A 20,154-nucleotide genomic window follows, 5' to 3' on the forward strand; every position below is an offset into this window, starting at 1 on the left:
CCGATGTCGTCCGCTTTCCTTGCAGGCTTTCGTTTCGAAGCGCGCATGATGCGCCGTGACGGCGCGATCTGGTTCGCGCTGCTGACTCTGGCCTGTGTGGCCCTCTTCGCCCTCGCCATGGGTTCGGCGCGCGTCGCCGCGCAACAGGCCGCGATCGCCGCGGCTCGCGCCGACGAGACGCAGCGCATTGCGAACCTCCAGAAGACGCTTGCGCAACTGCAGCAGGCCGACGCGCAGGGAAATCCTGTGCCGGAGCCGCCGCCGTTTCGCGATCCACGCAATCCGACCTTCATGGGGGGTGGGCCTGCCGCAGCGGTCGCGGCGCTCGCCCCTGCGCCTCTGGCGCTCGTCGCGATCGGGCAGAGCGACCTCCTTCCGCCTGCGGTGAGGGTCACGACCAATTCCAAGGATAGCTTTCTCTTCGCCGACGAGATCGACAATCCGGCCAATCTGATGTCGGGCGCGACCGATCTCGCCTTCGTCATCGTCTTCGTCTATCCGCTCGTCGTTCTGGCGATGGCCTTCAACCTGCTCGCCGGCGAGCGCGAGCAGGGGACGCTGGCGATGACGCTCGCCTCCGCTCGCCGGCCCGGCGCGGCGCTCGCCGGCAAGCTCGCGGCGCGCGTCGCTGCGCCGATCATCGCCATGCTGCTGGCCGTGACTGTCGGCGTGTGGGTTTTCGCCGGATGGGAGCGCCTCGCCTCGCCCGGTTTTGCGGCGCTGCTTGTCGTCGCGCTGCTCTACGGGCTGTTCTGGGCGGCGCTGGCCGCTGCGGTCGACGGTCTTGGCCGCGGCTCCGCCTTTAACGCGCTGACGCTCATTGGCGCGTGGGTGGCGATCACCATGATCCTGCCCGCAGCGATCAACAGTCTCGCCGCCTTCGCCCATCCGGCGCCGTCGCGCATCGACATGGTGCTCGCCGCGCGCGCCGCATCGACCGACGCCGACAAGGCGCGCGACGCCTCGCTCGCCCGCTACGCTGACGAACATGGGGGCGGCGGCAAGCCGGCGGGCGGCATGCAGGAGATGACGCTGCGCCGTCTCGCGACGCAGGAGGCGGCGTTTCAGCGCGTCGAGGCGATCGTCGCCGAACATGACGCGCAGCTCGCCCGCCAGCGCGACATGGCCGAGAGGCTCGGCTATCTCTCGCCGGCCTATCTCACCTATCAAGCGATGGCCGACATCGCCGGCTCTGGCGCGACGCGCTATCGCGCCTTTCTCGACCGCGTGCGGGACTTCCATGTCGATTGGCGCGCATTCTTTCTGTCCCGCGCCAAGGCCGGCGCGTCGCTGACGGCGGAGGATTACGCCGCAATGCCGAAATTCACGCAGGCGGACGAAGAGTTGATGGCGCGCGCGCCGACCGGCCTCGCCGCCCCGCTCATCGGCGTCGCGTTGCCGATGTTGCTGCTCGCGGCGTTCGGCGCGTTCGGCTATCGGCGCGCTGCGCCGCGATAGAGAGCCGCCGGTAGTGTCCTCAGTTTGAATTTCGGCTTACGCCCCATAGCAGTCGCCCGCCGAGTGGATGACGAACGGCCTGATTTGATCAAAAGCAGTCATTAATTTCAAAAAAAGAACTTCGCGCACCGCCCTCGACAATGGGAAAGTGTTTATTAAGCTGAAGCCACCGCCACCGCGCCATTAATCTATTCAAGGGACTCGCAATGTAGTGTGGCAGGATAGCGCCTCCGGCTATTCCAGAGAATTGCAGACATCAACAAGTACAAAACTCCTAATATAAACAACGCCGCTACAGTAGCGTTTTTTGCGAAAGGCGTAGCCGGCGTGTCAAAGACATCTTGAAACTCAAATAAATACAAAGAGCCAACAATCATGATCGAACTGAAAAAAAGCCAACCCAGTGGGCGCTATTCAAAATAATTCTTGAGATATTAGGTAGTGTTTTAGGAAAAACTACAAAATCACCTAAAACTAAAATTCCCTTGGGTATGCCTTTGATCGTTCCGTTCAAATATGGCAGTTTCTTTTCTGCAGTATGAAGCACCTCACAAACGAAACCGTCTCCAGGGTCAAGAAACTCAAATTTTATTATTGCTCGATTGCATGGGTTTGTTACGGGCTCGACGCAAGCGCTGATGACCTTTCTCGTTGACTTAACAACAACGGCAGAAAGGACCTCTCCGTATTGATCAACCTCTATGCGAAGTGGATCATGTGATACTATCTCATCGCCTGAGATGGTTTTTTCTCCGTCATTCCATATGACCAGCGCGGCCCTTGCGAGTCTGGGAATCTCCCTCCCACGAAAATTAACGGAAATCTCGCTAGGCAATTCAATATGTTTATGCCCAAGTAAACGCAGCGCAGATTTTTGACACACAAGTCGGGCACGTTGCCGAGAGCGAAAGTAAAAAATTAAGCCGATCAAGATGCCAATGATGCCAATTAAAGATCCAACCCAACCCGGGGAAAGGTTGTCAATAACCACTCCCCATCCCTTTTTGATATTGTCAACCCAACCTTGCTCCATAGTCGAAGCCTCGAATTTGTGCCCTGAGAAACATTATAGATGCGAGCAATTTCGCGCATTGGCGCGCGAATGTCACGGCGTTTGGCAGCCTTTCTCGCACGCGTGAGCTTCCGTCGCTGCCGGATTTGACCGGCGCGCCGGGCTTTTCTTCGCCGCGCCGATTTTTTCGACGTAGGTTCGTCCTTATCATTGAGCCGAACTATCCTATTGCCCCCGGGGAATTCGATGTATCGCGATCCGGATTTCACGCCTTTCACGCCAAATGAGCGGCCTTCCTGGCGCTCGACTAAACGCAATTATCTCGAGAACTGGCCGCCCGCCGCCTATCGTGACGACTACTTCACGCTTAATCGCGTCTGGCCGTTCGTCCAGCGCACGCATTATCTCACCGATCCCGAACTGATCGAAGACATGCTGATCACGCGCGCTGAAAGTTTTACGCGCGACTTCATCACGGTCGGCGCGCTGTCATCGATGATTAACCGAGAAGCGCTGTTCTTTGTCGAAGGCGCGGACTGGAAATGGCAGCGGCGCGCCTTGGCCCCCGCCTTTCGCCACGAAAATCTTCTTGCTCTCACGCCGACATTTGTCGATTGCGCCAAAGCCCAAGCGGAGGCCTGGCGTCGCGCGCCGCAGGATGCCCCGATCGACGCGATGAGCGCGATGTCAAACGTCACTCTTGCAGTCATCGAAAAAGCTGTGCTCGGCGTCACAGGCGCCTTTGATCGCGGCAAGTTTGTCGCCGCCATGCAGGAGAGTTTCGCTGGCTTGTCCTGGGTCCGGATTTTCACCCTGCTCCGGTTGCCGACATGGCTGCCGTTTCCCGGATCATCAAAGATCAATCGCAACATGCGCTACCTCTATGACGAGACCGCGCGACTCCTTGCGGCGCGGCGCGCATCGGGCGTCGAAACGCAGGCGATCATCGATCGGCTGCTTGCAGCCAAGGACCCCGAAAGCGGCCGGTCGATGACAGACGCCGAACTCGTCGCCAACCTCTATGGCTTTCTGGTCGCGGGGCATGAAACGTCAGCCGTCGCGCTCGGCTGGAGTCTATGGCTGTTGGCCAAGGATCAGGCGTCGCAAGAACGCGTGCGCGAAGAAGTGCGCGCGATCGTCAGCGACGCCGATATCAGCGGCGACACCATCGAGAAACTGCAATTTACAAGGCAGGTGATACAGGAATCGATGCGCCTCTTTCCGCCGGCTGCCGCGATTGGGCGACAGCCGCGCGAAGACATGATGCTCGGCACGCATAAAATTTCCAAGAGCGAACCAGTCTTCGCGGCTCTCTGGGCGCTGCATCGCCACGAAAAACTATGGGACGAGCCGAACGCTTTCGACCCCGACCGCTTTACGCCGGAAAAAGCCAAGATGCGTCATCGCTGCGCTTACATGCCCTTCGGCGCCGGCCCCCGCATCTGTATCGGCATGGGGTTCGCCATGCTGGAAATGACCGCGATCCTTGCGACGCTCGTCCGTGATTTTCGCTTCGCGCCGGTCGAAGGCCATCGGCTGGAGCTTGCCCCCGATTTCACCACGCGGCCCAAAGGCGGACTGCCGCTGATCATTGAAAAAACCTGATCGACCTCGCCTATCGGGCGCAGGCAGACCGGTTGCGTCCCAGGCCAAATGCCGGCATGTAGGGCCCGAATTTGCCCGGCGCCGAAGGGGCGCCTCGCCTACCGGAAAGAAAAATGACCGCAGCCGTCGCGACGAAACTTGAAGCCGCCGATTGGACCAGCGATGCCAAGGAGGCTCTCGCCGCCGTCGAGGCGCTTTACAACGATGCGCTCGCCAGCGTGCGCGCCCGCGTCTCGCGGGACGGCAAGATCGCCAATGATCTGTTCGAAGCCGATCAGCACGCCGCCCACGGGCTAGCCTGGCTCGCGACCTATGTTCAGGGCCTGCGCGAACTTATCGATTACGCCGGGCGCCTCTCGGCCGAGGGCGCCTATGGCGAGACCGAGGAGCTACTGAACCAGATCGGCTTCGCCGAATTCCTCGCCCAGGTCTATGGCGGCATTCCGATGAGCCAGGGCGAGATCGTCCGCCTCAGCGATTTCGGCCTGACGAGCCAGCAGATCGCGGCGCGTCGTCCAACTTCAGTCGACAGGCTGATCCTCTCCGGCAATACGCCCGCAAACCGCGCCCGCCTCGCCGAACTCATCGACCACCACGCGGCGGCCGAAACAATCGGCGCATCCGGCCTCGACGAGACGCTGGAGGCGATCCGTAGCGAGATGCGGAAATTCGCTTCCGCCAATGTCACGCCCTATGCGCAGGAATGGCACGGTAAGAACCAGTATATACCGCTGGATGTCATCTCGGGCCTCGCCGAGCTTGGCGTCTTCGGCCTGACGATCCCGGAAGAATATGGCGGCTCGGGCATGGGCAAGATCGCCATGTGCGTCGTCTCCGAGGAATTGTCGCGCGCTTATATCGGCGTTGGCTCGCTCGGCACGCGTTCGGAAATCGCCGGAGAACTGATCCTCGTCGGCGGCACGCCGGCGCAGAAAGAGAAATATCTCCCCAAGATCGCCTCGGGCGAAATCCTGCCGACCGCCGTTTTCACCGAGCCCAACAATGGCTCCGATCTTGCCGGTCTGCGCACCCGAGCGACGTTAGAGGGCGGCGTCTATAAGGTCTTCGGCAACAAGACCTGGATCACCCATCCGGTGCGCGCCGATCTGATGACGCTTCTCGTGCGCACCAATCCGAATGAGAAGGGCTATAAGGGCCTTTCCATGCTGCTCGCCGAGAAGCCGCGCGGCACGGACGAGAATCCGTTCCCCGCAAAGGGCATGACCGGCGGCGAGATCGAAGTGCTCGGCTATCGCGGCATGAAGGAATTCGAGATCGGCTTCGATAATTTCGAAGTGCCAGCCGAAAACCTTCTCGGCGGCGAGGAGGGCAAGGGCTTTAAACAGCTCATGGAGACATTCGAGTCGGCGCGCATCCAGACGGCGGCGCGCGCGCTTGGCGTCGCCCAATGCGCCCTCGACCTCGGGCTGAAATACGCCAAGGAGCGCATTCAGTTCGGCAAGCCGCTGTTCTCCTTCCCGCGCGTCTTCAACAAGATCGTCTCGATGGCGGTGGAAATCCACATCGCCCGCCAGATCACCTATTTCGCCGCGCGTAAGAAAGACGAGGGTAAGCGCTGCGATCTCGAAGCCGGCATGGCGAAGCTCTTGGGCGCGCGCGTCGCTTGGGCGGCGGCGGACAACGCCCTGCAAATCCATGGCGGCAACGGCTTTGCGCTGGAATATCCCGTGTCGCGCGTGCTCTGCGACGCCCGCATCCTCAATATTTTCGAAGGCGCGGCGGAGATTCAGGCGCAGGTGATCGCGCGGCGGTTGCTGGAGGGCTGAGCGCTATGCCAACGCGATGAGTTTCGTGGATGGCCGGGACAAGCCCGGCCATGACGGCGGGCGCCCTTCCTCGCGCCTGTCCGGCGCCTTACCTTGCTGCTCATGACCAAGCGCGTCTATCGCCTCGTTGACGGCTCGCGGGGGCCGCGGCGAGATTTCCGCATCACTGTCGGGCTGCGTGAGGGCTGGGAGACAGAGGGGCGCGTCTATGATGTCTCTGAGGCGGTGCGTTGCGCGCGCGCTTGGATGCGCCGGCGCGTCGAAGCCGGCGCGCCAGCGCTCTCCGGCATGTTCACGCGCGGCGAAGTGACTTACGCCTGGCCGAAGGAGGACGGAACGGTTGGCTCCGACCGCGAGCCGGTCGCGATCTTCACTGGCGAGGCAGTGCATGCTTATCTTGGCCGCCTGCCCGACGCGCAGATCGAAGCTATGCTCAATGAGCTCGCTGGAGAACTTGGGACGGCGCTCGGACAGGAGCGCCTCTATGTCGCCTTTTGCGACAAGACCTGGATTCTCGACTGTGGCGAGGGATAGCCACGACCCTCCCGTGAGAGCGCCCTATCCTAAGGGCGACGTTCTCAACCGGAGGCCGCCATGGTCACGCTCTATTACCACGCGGGCGCATGCTCTCTTGCCCCGCACATTGCCCTCGAATGGATCGGCGAGCCTTATGAGACCAAGGAGGTCGAGTTTGGCGACAAGGAGTATTTGAAGGTCAATCCGGCGGGCGCGGTGCCGGCGCTCGATACGGGCGAAGGCTGGACTCTGACCCAGGCGGCGGCGGTCTTGCGCTACCTTGCGCATCGCTACCCGAAGGCGGGGATCGGAGCCGACAGCTCGCCACGCGACGAGGCCGAAGCAGACCGCTGGTCCTCTTTCATTACCGGCGATCTCCACCCGGCGTTTTTCCCGCTGTTCTTGCCCGATCGCTATACAAGCGCCCGTAAGAAGGAGGCGTTCGATAATGTGCGCCAGGCGGCGAAGGCGCTCGTGCGCAAAAAGTTCGATATTCTCGAGGCGCATCTTGCTGGGCGCCGCTACATTGTCGGCGACAAGCGCAGCTATCTCGACGCTTATGTCTTTCCGATGGAGCGCTGGGGCGCGGCGATGCTCGAAGATGGGTTGTCGAAATACCCCAATATTCGCAAGCACCATGACATGATGGCGGCCGACGACGGCGTTAAGCGCGCTCTTGCCGCCGAAGGCGCGTGAGCGCGCCCATCGGACAATGGCCTCTACAAGCTTGACCCGAGACTGCGCCGGGTGAAAGCGTGCGCCCGCGCTCAGTCTGGGGAGAGGCTCATGAGATTCAGCGGGAAGGTTACGCTCGTTACAGGAGCAGCGAGAGGTCTTGGACGCGTGACGGCGCTCGCCTTCGCCCGCGAAGGCGCGAAGGTCGCCCTCGCCGATATTGACGAAGCGGGCGGGAGCGAGACGCTTGACATGATCCGCGCGGAAGGCGGCGAGGGGTTCTTCACCTTCGCTGACATGCGCATCGAGCGCGATGTCGAAGCCATGGTGGCGAAGACGGTCGAAGCCTATGGCCGTCTCGACTGCGCGGTGAACAACGCCGGCGTGGTCCGCTTCAAGCCGATCGTCGAGGAGACGGAGGAGGGCTTCAATTTCCACATCGACGTCAACCTGCGCGGCGTGTTCTTCTGTATGAAGCACGAGATCCGCCAGATGCGCCGAAACGGCGGCGGCGCGATCGTCAATCAATCTTCGATCACCGGCAGTCTCACCGGCAATCCGGCGGAAGGCGCCTATGCCGCCTCAAAGGGCGGCGTCGACGGTTTGACCAAGACGGTCGCGCTCGAGGTCGCTAAGGACAACATCAGCGTCAACGCCATCTGCGCCTGCGGCATCGACGCGCCCGGCGACGTGTTCCATCAATGGATGGAGAAGGAAAGCATGACGCCTCAGCAGGCGGGCGAGCTCTTTCCAATCGGGCGCATGGGCAAGGCCGAAGAGCTGACTGAGGCCGTGCTGTTCCTGTGCTCCGAAAAGGCGCGATTCATCATCGGTCACCTGCTTGTGGTCGATGGCGGATGGATCGCCCGCTAGACGCCCATTCCTCGCTTGATTATCCGCTGCGTCTCCCGTAACGTCTCCCGCAACCAAGAGGGCGGGACGCGAATGCGCGCAATTCTCGTATCTGAAGCGCCAGGAACGGAGCAGGGCTAGGCCCGGCCTCCGCCAGTGGCGCTTGACCCAAGGCCCCAAGAGGGCCTTTTTTGTTGCCCGAAAAACGAAACACCCTGGTCGCCGCCGCGAGAAGCAAGACGGAAAGAAACGATGTCGAAGGAAATGACCGGCGCCGAAATGGTGGTCGAAGCCCTGAAGGACCAGGGCGTGGAGATTATTTTCGGCTATCCCGGCGGCGCCGTCCTTCCGATCTATGACGTGCTTTTCCATCAGGACAAGGTGCAGCACATTCTCGTGCGCCACGAGCAGGGCGCTGCGCATGCGGCCGAGGGCTACGCGCGCTCCTCCGGCAAGGTGGGGGTGCTGCTCGTCACCTCGGGGCCAGGCGCCACCAATACGGTGACGGGCCTGACCGACGCGCTGATGGATTCAATCCCGGTCGTCTGCATCACCGGCCAGGTGCCGACGCATCTCATCGGCTCCGACGCCTTCCAGGAGTGCGACACGGTCGGCATCACCCGTCACTGCACGAAGCATAATTATCTCGTCAAGAATATCGCCGATCTGCCGCGCGTGCTGCACGAGGCCTTCTATGTGGCTTCGTCCGGACGGCCGGGACCGGTGGTCGTCGACATCCCCAAGGACGTGCAATTTGCGCGCGGAGTCTATGCGCCGCCGCGCAGCGCTGCGCACAAGACTTATCATCCCAAGCTCGACGCTGACCTGGAGACGATCCAGCAGGCTGTGCGCATGATGGCGGCGGCGAAACGACCGATCTTTTACACGGGCGGCGGCGTCATCAATTCCGGGCCGGCGGCGTCGACTCTGTTGCGTGAACTCGTTGGCCTGACGGGCTTTCCCATCACGTCGACGCTGATGGGGCTCGGCGCCTATCCGGGATCAGGAAAGAACTGGCTTGGCATGCTCGGCATGCACGGCACCTGGGAAGCCAATCACGCCATGCATGACTGCGATCTGATGATCGCCGTCGGCGCGCGCTTCGACGACCGCATCACCGGACGTCTCGACGCCTTCTCGCCGGGCTCGAAAAAGATCCATATCGACATCGATCGCTCGTCGATCAACAAGAACGTCAAGGTCGATCTCGCCATCGTCGGCGATTGCGCCCATGTTCTCGAAACCATGGTGCGCCTATGGCGCGCAGAGGCGATGAGCGCCGAGAAGCAACCGCTCGATCCTTGGTGGGCGGAGATCGAGGAGTGGCGCGCTAAAAAATCGCTCGCGTTCCGTAACTCAGAAACTGCGATCAAGCCGCAATATGCGGTGCAGCGGCTCTATGCGCTGACCAAGGATCGAGACGTCTATATCACGACAGAGGTTGGGCAGCATCAGATGTGGGCCGCCCAGCATTATCACTTCGAAGAGCCGAACCGTTGGATGACCTCTGGCGGGCTCGGCACGATGGGTTACGGCCTTCCGGCGGCGATCGGCGCGCAGCTCGCGCATCCGGGATCGCTTGTGATCGACATCGCGGGCGAAGCCTCGATCCTGATGTGCATCCAGGAAATGTCGACCGCGATCCAATATCGCCTGCCGGTGAAGATCTTTATCCTCAACAATGAATATATGGGCATGGTGCGCCAGTGGCAGGAACTGCTGCATGGCGGACGCTATTCCCATAGCTACTCCGAAGCGCTGCCCGATTTCGTCAAGCTCGCCGAAGCGTTCGGCGCCAAGGGCATCCGCTGCTCCGACCCCGCATCGCTCGACGCGGCGATAAAGGAGATGATCGACTATGACGGACCGGTCATCTTCGACTGCGTCGTCGACAAGGTTGAAAATTGCTTCCCGATGATCCCGTCGGGCAAGGCGCATAATGACATGCTGCTCGCCGATCTTTCCGACGACGCCGGAATCGAGCTCGGCGCGGTGATCGACGAAAAGGGAAAGATGCTCGTCTGAAGTGAATAGCGAGTAGTGAGTAGTGAGTAGTCGGCCATCTTACTACTCACTATCTCACCACTCACTAACTCACACTCCTCTTCGCTGGACTGGTCATGAACGCTCCCGCTTCTCCGCCTTCTCCCTACGCCGCGGCGACGACAAACTCCAAAGTCGAGTCGCATACGCTTTCCGTGCTCGTCGACAATGAGCCGGGCGTCCTTGCGCGCGTCGTCGGCCTGTTCTCGGGCCGCGGCTACAATATCGAGAGCCTTACCGTCGCTGAGGTGGCGCATGCCGAGCATCTTTCGCGCATCACCATTTTGACCTCCGGCGCGCCCGAGACGATCGAGCAGATCCATCACCAGCTCGAGCGCCTCGTTCCGGTGCATCAGGTCACCGATCTCACCGTGTCGAAGCGCTCGCTCGAGCGCGAGCTCGCCATGGTCAAAGTCAAGGGCCGCGGCGAGCACCGCACCTTCGCGCTACAGCTCGCTGAAGCTTTCCGCGCCCGGATCGTCGACGCGACGACCGAGAGCTTCATCTTCGAACTGACCGGCAAGCCTCACAAGATTGACGAATTTGTTGATCTGATGCGCCCGATCGGGCTCGTCGAGGTCTCCCGCACAGGCGTCGCCGCCATCGCCCGCGGACCGGAGCCGATCTAAAGCGCGGGAATTTTGACCTTGCGAGGCGGCCCGCGTAGAAGGAGCCCGCCAGCGAATTCGACGGCGCGGAGCGCCGTTCCCCCAAGAGCGCACGCATATCAAGGGAAGCAGAGCACATGCGCGTTTATTACGATCGGGACGCCGACATAAATTTGATCAAAGGCAAGAAAGTCGCCATCGTCGGCTACGGCAGCCAGGGTCACGCGCATGCGCTCAATCTGAAAGAGAGTGGCGTTCCAGAAGTGGCCGTGGCGCTGCGCGCGGGCTCGGCGTCGGCCAAAAAGGCCGAGAGCGCGGGCTTAAAGGTGATGAGCGTCGCCGACGCGGCCAAATGGGCCGACGTCGTCATGATGCTGACGCCCGACGAACTTCAGGGCGAGATCTATGCCAATGAGCTTGTGCCAAATCTCAAGCAAGGGGCTGCGCTTTTCTTCGCGCATGGGCTCAATATTCATTTCAATCTGATCGAGCCGCGCGCCGATCTCGACGTCGCCATGGTCGCGCCCAAGGGGCCGGGCCACACGGTTCGCGGCGAATATCTGAAGGGCGGGGGCGTGCCCTGCCTAATGGCTGTGCATCAGGATGCTTCGGGCAACGCCAAGCAGATCGCGCTGTCCTATGCGTCGGCGATCGGAGGCGGCCGCGCCGGCATCATCGAAACGACGTTCCGTGAAGAATGCGAGACTGATCTTTTCGGCGAACAGGTCGTGCTTTGCGGCGGCCTCGTTGAACTGATCCGCGCCGGATTCGAGACGCTGGTCGAGGCCGGCTATGCGCCGGAAATGGCCTATTTTGAATGTCTTCATGAAGTGAAGCTGATTGTCGACCTTATTTATGAGGGCGGCATCGCGAATATGAACTACTCGGTGTCCAATACGGCAGAGTATGGCGAATATGTCACCGGTCCGCGCATCATCACCAAGGAAACCAAGGCCGAGATGAAGCGTGTGCTTGACGATATCCAGACCGGCAAATTCACCCGCGACTGGATGCTGGAGAACAAGGTCGGCCAGACCTCTTTTAAGGCGATCCGCGCTCGAAATAATGCGCATCCGATCGAAGAGGTCGGCGTTCGCCTGCGCGACATGATGCCCTGGATAGGCAAGAATAAGTTGGTCGACAAGGACCGCAATTAGCGCATAATAATCCCAAAAAGGCGAGCGCGCGCTCGGGTTTGGCAGTTTTTCGAGCGCGACGAATGCATCGCCACGGGGGATGAATGCACGGTCCGGGCGAGCGTTCGAGTCAGGTCATCGAGAACGAAACGCGTCGGCGCGTGCATGAGATTGTGCGAAGCCGCATGACCTATGACGTCTCGACCTTGGTTGAACATTTCGTCGAAGACGTTGAGCTGAACTATAGCTGCTCCCGGCTTGGCCTGCTCCCTCCTGGGCAGTGGCGTGGGCGGGACGCTCTGCGCGCCCATTTGCGTCGGGTCGACGTCGACTATGAACCACTTGAGGCGGAGATTCTCTCGGTTCTCGTCGAAGGCGAGAACACGGTGGTGCGGTGGATCGGCAGTTGGCGTCACCGCGCCACCGGCCTTGTCCAGAGCATGTGCATGGCGCATTTTCTACGCTGGCAAAACGGATTGGTCTCGGAAATGTATGAGTTTCGGGACCACCATTGCGAAGCGCGCGGCGCGGATTACTTGCTGCAAAGTCTCGACGATATTCTAAATCCTCGCGGCCCCGGACTGATGCGCGATGAAATGGCGCGCCGGCTGGTCGCAATGAGCAGCTTCTCCTGCGGGCCGGATATTGAGCTGATCCGAGAATTGTGCTCGCCCGACGTCATCTGCGAATTCGTTGGCGATCGCGCGACGATCTCATATGCGGGACGACATCGCGGCGTTGACGCGCTCGTCAATATTGTGCGCGGCATCGGGGTGGACTTCGAACAATTGGGACACGCAATGCCCGACGAAGTCATCGTCGACGGCGGAAACGCGGCTGCGCGTCGGACCGTTGAATGGCGCCATCGGGGCACCGGCCGTCGCGGTCAGGTTCAGCTCGCCGATTTCGTGCGCTTCGAAGATGGACTCATTGTCGAGATCGTCGAATTCCGCGACAGCACCGCGCTTCTGCAGATGCAGGCGTAACCAAGCGCCGTGGCGTGTTCTGCGCGCATCAGTCTCTCTCCACGTAACCCAAGCGAAACGGCGGATCGTCCGTGACTGTCGAAATTGCAGAGGTAGATCGGCTCGATTGTCGCTTCGTCGATCACCACTGGCGCTTTGCGGAGGAGCGCGCCGCCGAGATCGAGCGTCACTGGCAGGAGCGTCGGCGGGTCAATCCGGCGCTATATGATGGCTCCGTGCTGCTCGCTTGTCGCGTCGAGTTGATAACCAGCGAGGACGGCGCGCGCATCTTGCGCATGTCGCTCTTCAAAACGCGTTTCTCCCGCTTTGTGGCCTGGCGCGATTTCGGCTGGCCGGACAAAACCGTATCAAACTGCTTCTCGATGCCGGCGGTGCGGGCGCGCGACGGCGCGTATCTCTTGGGCGAAATGGCGCCGAGCCACTCGTCCGCCGGTCAGCTCTATTTTCCCTGCGGCACGCCCGATCCTTCCGACATCGTCGCTCACGGGAAGGTTGATCTCGTCGGCAATCTGGTGCGCGAACTCGCCGAAGAGACGGGCCTTGTCGTGGCGGAGTCGCGAGCGGCGGCAGGCTGGACGGTGATATTCGATCGCCAGCATATCGCCTGTATCAAGAGGCTGGATTTCGATGCGCCATCGCAGGCCCTGCTCGCCAAAGTGAAAGCCTTTCTCGCGAGCGAAAGCGCGCCTGAGCTGGCGGACGCTCTTATGGTTTCCACTTTGGAGGCGCTCTCCGACCCGCGGCTACCCGCTTTCATGGTCGCCTATCTTTCACGTGCGTTCGGCGGGCGGATGAAATTTCGCTCCGTGCAAGGTAGATTTGGCGCAAATGACTCGACCGCAACACTTCGGCGTCGTCCTTCCGGCTCAGCAAGCGCCGATGGATGAGCGCGCTTTATCGGTGCGCGCCGCGCTCGACGGAAAGTCGATCGTGCTCGTCGGCATGATGGGATCCGGCAAGAGCGCGATCGGCCAGAGACTCGCTGCGCGGCTCGGCCTACCCTTTGTCGACGCCGATGCGGAGATCGTCTCGGCGGCCGGCATGTCCATTCCAGAGATTTTCGCCAAATATGGCGAGCGCTATTTCCGCGACGGCGAGCGCCGCGTGATCATGCGCCTTCTGAACGGCGGCCCGATCGTTCTCGCGACTGGCGGCGGCGCGTTTCTCGACACGCGCACGCGCGAGCGCATCGCCGAGCGGGGCGTGTCCCTCTGGCTCGACGCGGACCTCAAAACTCTGTTGAAGCGCGTGCGCCGCAAGAATGATCGTCCCCTTCTACAGACGGACGATCCGGAGGAAACGCTACGCAACTTGATGGAGGCGCGACGCTCTGTTTACGAACTGGCTGATCTTCGCGTCGAGTCGCGCGAGATTCCACAGGACGCCATGGTCGATGATACGCTTGCGGTCCTCGCCGCCGAATTGCCCCAAATTGAAGAACTACGACGGCAAGCGCAAAGCAAAGGTTTCACCAAAGCCATGGCCCATTTGCATCCCGCGCCCGCCGAAAGCGAAGACGCCAGCCGTCAGGAGATCGTGCGGGTCGCGCTCGGCGGACGCTCCTATGACATCATCATCGGCGACGGGCTGTTGCAGCGGTCGGGCGAATATATTGCACAGATCGCTCCCGGCGCCGCCTGCGCGGTCATCACGGACGAAAACGTCGCGCGATTGCACCTTCCAACCGTCGAACTGAGTCTGAAGGACGCTGGCCTGCGCACGTCGACCATCATCGTTCCGCCCGGCGAGGCGTCGAAATCCCTTTCGGTTTATGGTCGCGTCTGTGATGATGTGCTGGCCGCCAGGATTGAAAGACGCGATCTGATCGTCGCGCTTGGCGGCGGCGTGGTCGGCGACCTCGCCGGTTTCGTCGCGGCGAGCGTGCGCCGCGGCTCGCGCTTTGTCCAAATCCCGACGACTCTGCTGTCCCAAGTCGACTCTTCGGTCGGCGGCAAGACGGGGATCAATTCTCGACACGGCAAGAATCTCATCGGCGCGTTCCATCAGCCGTCACTGGTTCTCGCTGACGTCGATACGTTGCGAACATTGCCGCTACGCGAATTTCGCGCCGGTTATGCCGAGGTCGTAAAATACGGGCTTATTGGCGACGCTCGTTTCTTCGACTGGCTGGAGGCCGATGCGGATGCTGTTTTCCGGAGCCGGGCGGAGCAGATCTGCGCAGTCGCGGTGAGCTGCGAGACGAAAGCGACGATCGTGGGCCGCGATGAGACCGAGCAAGGCGAACGTGCGCTTCTCAATCTCGGCCACACTTTCGGACACGCATTCGAGCGCCTGACCGACTATGACAGCGCGCGCCTCGTTCATGGCGAAGGCGTCGCCATCGGGATGGTTTGCGCGGCGCGTTTCTCGGCGCGTCGCGGTCTATGCGTCCCAGCCGTGGCGGAGCGCGTCGAACGTCACTTGAAGGCCGTCGGTCTGCCGACCAAGATACGCGACATTCCGGGTTGGAGGGATGACGCGCAGGCCATCCTCGACGCCATGTATCAGGACAAGAAGGTCGAGCGCGGCGCGCTAACCTTTATTCTCCTGCGCGGCATTGGCCAGGCGTTCATCGCAAAATCCGTCGACGCCAATGAGGCGCTTGGCTTTCTCAAGGACGAATTGAAGCGGACATAGTCCCATGCATGGACTCGAAACCGGCGCGCCGCAGGTCGACATATGGACTGCGGTCGCCATCGTCGTGATCTGCGTCTTCCTGTCTGCATTTTTCGCCGGGTCGGAGACGGCACTCACCGCCGCCTCGCACGCCCGGATGCACACGCTCGAAAAAGAAGGCGACAAGCGCGCCGCGGCCGTCAATCGCCTGCTGCGCCAACGCAACCGGATGATCGCCGCGCTGCTGCTCGGCGGCACGCTGGTCAATATCGGCGGCTCCGCCTTCACGACGAGCGTGCTCGTCGTGATCGCGGGCGATAATGGCGCGATCTACGCGACCATCATCATGACCGTGCTGCTGCTCATTTTCGCCGAAGTTTTACCGAAGACGCTGGCGATCAATCATCCCGACGAGACGTCGCTGCGTGTCGCGAAATTTATCGCGCCCTTCGTTCGCATCGTGGGCCCGCTCCTCGCCGGCGTCGAATATGTTGTGCTGGCGGTACTCAAGATGGTGGGCGTTGAAGTCGGGCACGGCCGAACTGTGCTTTCGCCCTACGATGAATTGAAAAGCGCGGTTGATATCTTGCATGAAGAAGGCAACGTCGAGCGCGCCGCGCGCGACATGTTCGGCGGCGTGCTTGATTTACAAGTGTTGCATGTTTCGGATGTGATGATCCATCGCACGAAAATGCGCACGATCGACGCCGATCTGCCGCCGGCGCAAATCGTACGTGAGGTGCTGTCCTCGCCTTTCACCCGCATGCCGCTTTGGCGTGAGCGGCCGGATAATTTCGTCGGCGTCCTTCATTCCAAGGACATGCTGCGGGCGCTGGACGCCGCCGGCGGCGACGCCGCAAAGATCAACGTTGACGAGGTGATGTTGGCGCCCTGGTTCGTGCCTGAGGCGACGACGCTTGAAGATCAGCTCGAAGCCTTTCTGAAGCGCAAGACCCACTTCGCTCTGGTCGTCGATGAATATGGCGAGGTGATGGGACTCGTCACCCTCGAAGACATACTCGAGGAAATCGTCGGCGACATTCGCGACGAACACGATCTCGCCGTGCAGGGCGTGCGTCCGCAACCCGATGGGTCGGTGCTCGTCGACGGCGCCGTGCCGGTGCGCGATCTCAACCGCGTCATGGCTTGGGACCTGCCTGATGAAGAAGCGACGACGATCGCCGGGCTCGTGATCCATGAGGCGGGGGCGATTCCCGAAGCCGGACAGGTTTTCACCTATCATGGCTTCCGTTTCGAGGTGATGCGCAAGATTAGGAACCGCGTCACGGCCTTGCGGGTGACTCCACAGAATGCCGCGTGACCGGCGCGCCGCCGAGCAGCTTCAGATTTCGGCGGATATTTCGGCTTGCAAGCCTTCGGCGTGATAAGTCAGCCTGACGTCGCCGCCCATTTGGCGTGCGAGCACGTTGGTTATTAGGAAATGCCCGACGCCCGTTTGCTGCGGGTTTTCGACGGTTGGCCCGCCTGTCTCAGTCCAGTTCAATATGAGACGCGGCCGATCCATTTCGTGATCGACGCGCCAGCTGATTGAGACCCGGCCATCGTCGTCTGACAGCGCGCCATGCTGCTCGGCGTTGGCGAGCAGTTCATTGAGCGCCAAACCCAAGGCCGAAGCGACCGCCGAGCGCAATTCCACGTCTTCGCCGGATACTGAGACGCGGTCTCCATAGTCGTGGCTGCTGCAGGACAGTGCGACCAGGATCAGGTCCTTAAGCGGCGTCTTCTCCCATGAAGTCTGCACAAGCAGCGTGGAGATGCGGCTTAAGCACTGTACGCGGTGGGAGAAGCCCTGCTGAAAGCTCGCAAAATCCTGCGCCGTGCGTGCGGTGATATTGGCGATTCCCTGAATCATCGCGAGTGAATTGTTCACCCGATGATGCAGCTCGCGGTTCATCATCTGATTGTGGATTTCGGCATTTTTGATGTCGTCGACGTCAGTGACCGCCACGATCGCGCCAATGATTGCTCTCTGGTCATCGCGGATCGGCGCGCCAACAATATTAATCCAGACGTAAGCGCCGTCGCCGCGTTCGATCATGCATTCAAGTTGGGGATGATCTTCGCCGGCGAGCGCTCGGGCGAGTGGATATTCGTCGCTCGCCACGGGCCGGCCATCCTGATGGATAGCATTCCATTGGTAGTAGCTTTCCGTGTTTTCCGAATAGCGAATGGGCCGACGCAGTATAGTTTCCATGAGGTGATTGCCCTCGACGATGCGTCCGGCCGGCGCTTCTGCGATGAGAATTCCGACAGGCACGGCGTCGAGCAGCGCGCGCAGTTGCAGATTGGCGCCGGTTCGGCTGACGATCGTCGAGCTTTTCGCCAAAAGATCGTTCAGCTCGGACAATCTCCTGCGCTTCTCTCGCAGGCGCTCGTCGATGTCCTGGATGCTGTGGGCGATGGCGTCGACCTCGGCGACTCCAGTGTCGCTCCAATGCGAGGCGCCGCGCGCCTCGACCGCCAGCGTCAATTCGGCGAGTTCATGCTGCGCCCTTTGCGCCTCGCGCCGCTGCTTCACCAGCCAGAAAATCACAACAAAGGCTGTCGTTAAGGTGATGGCGAGCGCTCCAATCACGCCGAGCCAGACTCCAGTAATTGCCGTGGCGCCGTCTGCGGCAAGCGTCGGCGAGGGCGACGAGAAAAGCAGAAATGCGGGCAGCGCGCGAATAGGGACGCACATATCCGTCTCGGCCTTCGCCGCTGCCGCGTGCGGCGAGGGCCGGGAATATTGACCTTCGCGGCCTTTCATCATCTACGCTGCCAGTTTGTGATGGGGCGCAAAGGGTAGATAGCGCAACGTTTACCTGCGCACACTCACGCGAAGCCTTGGCCTGTTAAATCGCGCGAGAGGGTCGGCGCGCGGCGAGATCCGACACGGTCGGATCGGTATCGATGTCGTTTGGCGTCAGGAGACCCAGATGTTCGGCGAGTTTGGCGCGGGCGCGGTTCAAACGGCTCTTGACCGTGCCTATGGCGACGCCGCAAATCTCGGCCGCTTCCTCGTAGGAGAGCTCAGTGATCCCGATCATTAATAGAATTTCCTTATGTTCGGGGGCGAGCTTATCCAACGCCGATTGGACGTCCGCGAGAGTTAGCGCCGATTCCTGGCCGCCTTTTACTGGAATTTGCTGGGCCAGGAGGTTGTCGCTATCCTGCACTTCCCGCGAGCGTTTCCGATAACTGGAAAAATAAGTATTCCGAAGAATGGTCACCAGCCAAGCGCGCAGATTGGTGTTCGGCTGGAAGGAATCGGCATGCGACCAGGCCTTGACCAGAGTGTCCTGGACGAGATCATCGGCGAGACTATGCGAGCCGCAGAGCGAAATCGCGAAGGCGCGCAAATAGGGCATCTGCGCCACCATCTGGTCTCCAAAGGATTCTTCGTTCATTTCTTTGCGCGCTGTTTGGCTTCCAGCTTGGCCAGCAGCACAGTAAATTTATCAGGAATTGGTTGATGTATCAGATCATCGCAATAAGCCCGAAACACTCGCCCGAGCTGAGCTTGAATCTTGGGGTCCAGCGTGGCGCCGTCGGCGTTGGAGCCATCAGCGTCACCATCGCTGCGACCTCCATCAGCATTATGCAAATCAGATTCCGCGTCGCGGCAAGGGCCATCGTTGTCGTGCTGGTTTTCGCGTTGGCTCATTCTCGACCCCGAGTTCACCCCCGAGACTGGCCGCCTGAACTCGGGGTGGCCGCGCGACGACCTCCCTTGCTGGAACGCGTAAGAACACTAATTGTTCCGCCATTGCAAGCAGGGAGCGCTGTAAGGCGCTAACCGGCGGCGGAATTGACTCCGCTGTTTGGCGGGCAATAGGATAAAACTATGAACCTCTCCCGTGAGATTGCGGTGCACCTACCCTATTTGCGCCGCTTCGCGAGGGCGCTTTGCGGCTCGCAGAAAAGCGGGGACGCCTATGTTGTCGCCACATTGGAGGCGCTTGTCGCGGACCCCGACGATTTCCCAGCGAATATGTCGCCCAAAGTTGGACTTTACCATCTGTTCATGTCCTCTTGGTCGTCGATCCGGCTGAACACGGAAACGTCGCCCAACGACGAGATTTCCGCGGCTCAGCGCAACATCAGCATGCTGACGCCGCGCTCGCGACAAGCCTTTCTGCTACGCACGGTCGAAGGCTTCTCGGTTGCAGACGCCGCCACGATCCTGGGCGTCTCCAAGGAGGAGGTTGAGGCGCTGGTCAGAGAGGCGGGCCGCGAAATCGCCGAGCGCGTCGCGACGGACGTGCTGATTATCGAGGATGAGTCGCTTATTGCGCAAGACATAGAGTTCATTGCGCGCGATCTCGGCCATCGCGTGATTGGCGTCGCGCGGACGCATCAGGAGGCTGTGGAGCTCGCCAAGCGCCAGCAGCCCGGGCTGATCCTCGCCGACATTCAGCTCGCGGACGGCAGTTCCGGTCTGAACGCCGTCAATGAAATGCTCGAAAGTTTTGACGCTCCAGTGATTTTTATTACGGCATTTCCGGAACGCCTGCTGACCGGCGAACGGCCTGAGCCCGCATTTCTCATCAGCAAGCCCTATAAGGTCGACACGGTCAAGGCCACGATCAGCCAGGCGCTGTTCTTCGAGCGCAAGGCGTCTCGCGCAGCTTAGCAGTCGCGCCGATAACCCTGTCTCCTGCCTCGTTCCACGAAAAGGCCGCCTCAAAGTTGTAGTCTCGTGTTTTTTGGCCGCCATATAAGGGACGCGCATGGGCATGGATGACGCGCGCACAAGCGAGGCGCGCCAAGCCGCTCGAAAGCAGCCGTTCGTTCGAGCTCGAGCGCTCAAGCAGAGGGGCGCTTCCAACGTTGAATGGTCAAGCCATAGCGCAGGCC

The 20,154-nt window shown here is 61.0% G+C and carries 18 protein-coding genes; 14 read left to right on the plus strand and 4 right to left on the minus strand.

Features of this window, described 5'->3' with window-relative positions:
* Positions 1-3 precede the first annotated feature (3 nt).
* Positions 4-1,458: a DUF3526 domain-containing protein gene (locus FEV16_RS09795; protein ID WP_138167435.1), complete on the plus strand. Its 1,455-nt coding sequence runs from the start codon at positions 4-6 to the stop codon at positions 1,456-1,458.
* Between the two features lie 373 nt (positions 1,459-1,831).
* On the opposite strand, the gene FEV16_RS09800 is transcribed toward FEV16_RS09795, so the two are convergent.
* On the minus strand, positions 1,832-2,491 hold the full coding sequence (locus FEV16_RS09800; RefSeq protein WP_138167436.1) for a hypothetical protein: 660 nt from the start codon (positions 2,489-2,491) through the stop codon (positions 1,832-1,834).
* A gap of 225 nt (positions 2,492-2,716) precedes the next feature.
* Between FEV16_RS09800 and FEV16_RS09805 the strand changes: the two genes are divergently transcribed.
* The 12 genes from FEV16_RS09805 to FEV16_RS09860 all read left to right on the plus strand — a co-directional run bounded on the left by FEV16_RS09805 (position 2,717) and on the right by FEV16_RS09860 (position 16,615).
* On the plus strand, positions 2,717-4,075 hold the full coding sequence (locus tag FEV16_RS09805) for a cytochrome P450 (protein ID WP_138167437.1): 1,359 nt from the start codon (positions 2,717-2,719) through the stop codon (positions 4,073-4,075).
* A 113-nt stretch (positions 4,076-4,188) separates the two neighbouring features.
* Positions 4,189-5,862, plus strand: coding sequence for an acyl-CoA dehydrogenase family protein (locus FEV16_RS09810; protein WP_138167438.1), 1,674 nt, complete (start codon positions 4,189-4,191; stop codon positions 5,860-5,862).
* A gap of 102 nt (positions 5,863-5,964) precedes the next feature.
* Positions 5,965-6,396, plus strand: coding sequence for a hypothetical protein (locus FEV16_RS09815; RefSeq protein ID WP_138167475.1), 432 nt, complete (start codon positions 5,965-5,967; stop codon positions 6,394-6,396).
* 60 nt (positions 6,397-6,456) lie between these two features.
* Complete coding sequence (locus FEV16_RS09820) at positions 6,457-7,074, plus strand: glutathione binding-like protein (protein ID WP_138167439.1); 618 nt, start codon at positions 6,457-6,459, stop codon at positions 7,072-7,074.
* A gap of 90 nt (positions 7,075-7,164) precedes the next feature.
* On the plus strand, positions 7,165-7,926 hold the full coding sequence (locus FEV16_RS09825) for an SDR family oxidoreductase (RefSeq protein WP_138167440.1): 762 nt from the start codon (positions 7,165-7,167) through the stop codon (positions 7,924-7,926).
* Positions 7,927-8,157: 231 nt separating this feature from the next.
* Positions 8,158-9,930, plus strand: coding sequence for an acetolactate synthase 3 large subunit (locus FEV16_RS09830; protein WP_138167441.1), 1,773 nt, complete (start codon positions 8,158-8,160; stop codon positions 9,928-9,930).
* A 95-nt stretch (positions 9,931-10,025) separates the two neighbouring features.
* The gene (gene ilvN / locus FEV16_RS09835; RefSeq protein ID WP_138167442.1) at positions 10,026-10,577 is read left to right on the plus strand and encodes an acetolactate synthase small subunit; all 552 of its coding nucleotides are present in this window, start codon (positions 10,026-10,028) and stop codon (positions 10,575-10,577) included.
* A gap of 116 nt (positions 10,578-10,693) precedes the next feature.
* A complete protein-coding gene (gene ilvC / locus FEV16_RS09840; protein WP_138167443.1) occupies positions 10,694-11,713 on the plus strand; it encodes a ketol-acid reductoisomerase in 1,020 nt (339 codons plus the stop codon).
* 83 nt (positions 11,714-11,796) lie between these two features.
* The gene (locus FEV16_RS09845; RefSeq protein WP_138167444.1) at positions 11,797-12,678 is read left to right on the plus strand and encodes a nuclear transport factor 2 family protein; all 882 of its coding nucleotides are present in this window, start codon (positions 11,797-11,799) and stop codon (positions 12,676-12,678) included.
* A gap of 71 nt (positions 12,679-12,749) precedes the next feature.
* Positions 12,750-13,565 carry an NUDIX hydrolase gene (locus FEV16_RS09850; RefSeq protein WP_246657257.1) on the plus strand — a complete coding sequence of 272 codons (816 nt, stop codon included), beginning with the start codon at positions 12,750-12,752 and terminating at the stop codon, positions 13,563-13,565.
* Positions 13,507-15,315, plus strand: coding sequence for a 3-dehydroquinate synthase (gene aroB / locus FEV16_RS09855; RefSeq protein WP_138167445.1), 1,809 nt, complete (start codon positions 13,507-13,509; stop codon positions 15,313-15,315). The genes FEV16_RS09850 and aroB overlap by 59 nt, the downstream gene beginning before the upstream one ends.
* A 4-nt stretch (positions 15,316-15,319) precedes the next feature.
* Positions 15,320-16,615 carry an HlyC/CorC family transporter gene (locus FEV16_RS09860; protein WP_138167446.1) on the plus strand — a complete coding sequence of 432 codons (1,296 nt, stop codon included), beginning with the start codon at positions 15,320-15,322 and terminating at the stop codon, positions 16,613-16,615.
* 21 nt (positions 16,616-16,636) lie between these two features.
* On the opposite strand, the gene FEV16_RS09865 is transcribed toward FEV16_RS09860, so the two are convergent.
* The 3 genes from FEV16_RS09865 to FEV16_RS09875 form a co-directional block, all read right to left on the minus strand.
* A complete protein-coding gene (locus FEV16_RS09865) occupies positions 16,637-17,995 on the minus strand; it encodes an HWE histidine kinase domain-containing protein (RefSeq protein ID WP_246657258.1) in 1,359 nt (452 codons plus the stop codon).
* Between the two features lie 154 nt (positions 17,996-18,149).
* The gene (locus FEV16_RS09870; protein WP_138167448.1) at positions 18,150-18,704 is read right to left on the minus strand and encodes a sigma-70 family RNA polymerase sigma factor; all 555 of its coding nucleotides are present in this window, start codon (positions 18,702-18,704) and stop codon (positions 18,150-18,152) included.
* A complete protein-coding gene (locus FEV16_RS09875; protein ID WP_138167449.1) occupies positions 18,701-18,961 on the minus strand; it encodes a NepR family anti-sigma factor in 261 nt (86 codons plus the stop codon). Before FEV16_RS09875 ends, FEV16_RS09870 begins: the two co-directional genes overlap by 4 nt.
* A gap of 180 nt (positions 18,962-19,141) precedes the next feature.
* Here FEV16_RS09875 and FEV16_RS09880 point away from each other — a divergent pair, with 180 nt between their 5' ends.
* Complete coding sequence (locus FEV16_RS09880) at positions 19,142-19,930, plus strand: response regulator (protein ID WP_138167450.1); 789 nt, start codon at positions 19,142-19,144, stop codon at positions 19,928-19,930.
* The last annotated feature ends 224 nt before the right edge of the window (positions 19,931-20,154 follow it).

Origin of the sequence: Methylocystis sp. B8, assembly GCF_005771425.1 — a bacterium.
In the GTDB taxonomy this organism is placed as follows: domain Bacteria; phylum Pseudomonadota; class Alphaproteobacteria; order Rhizobiales; family Beijerinckiaceae; genus Methylocystis.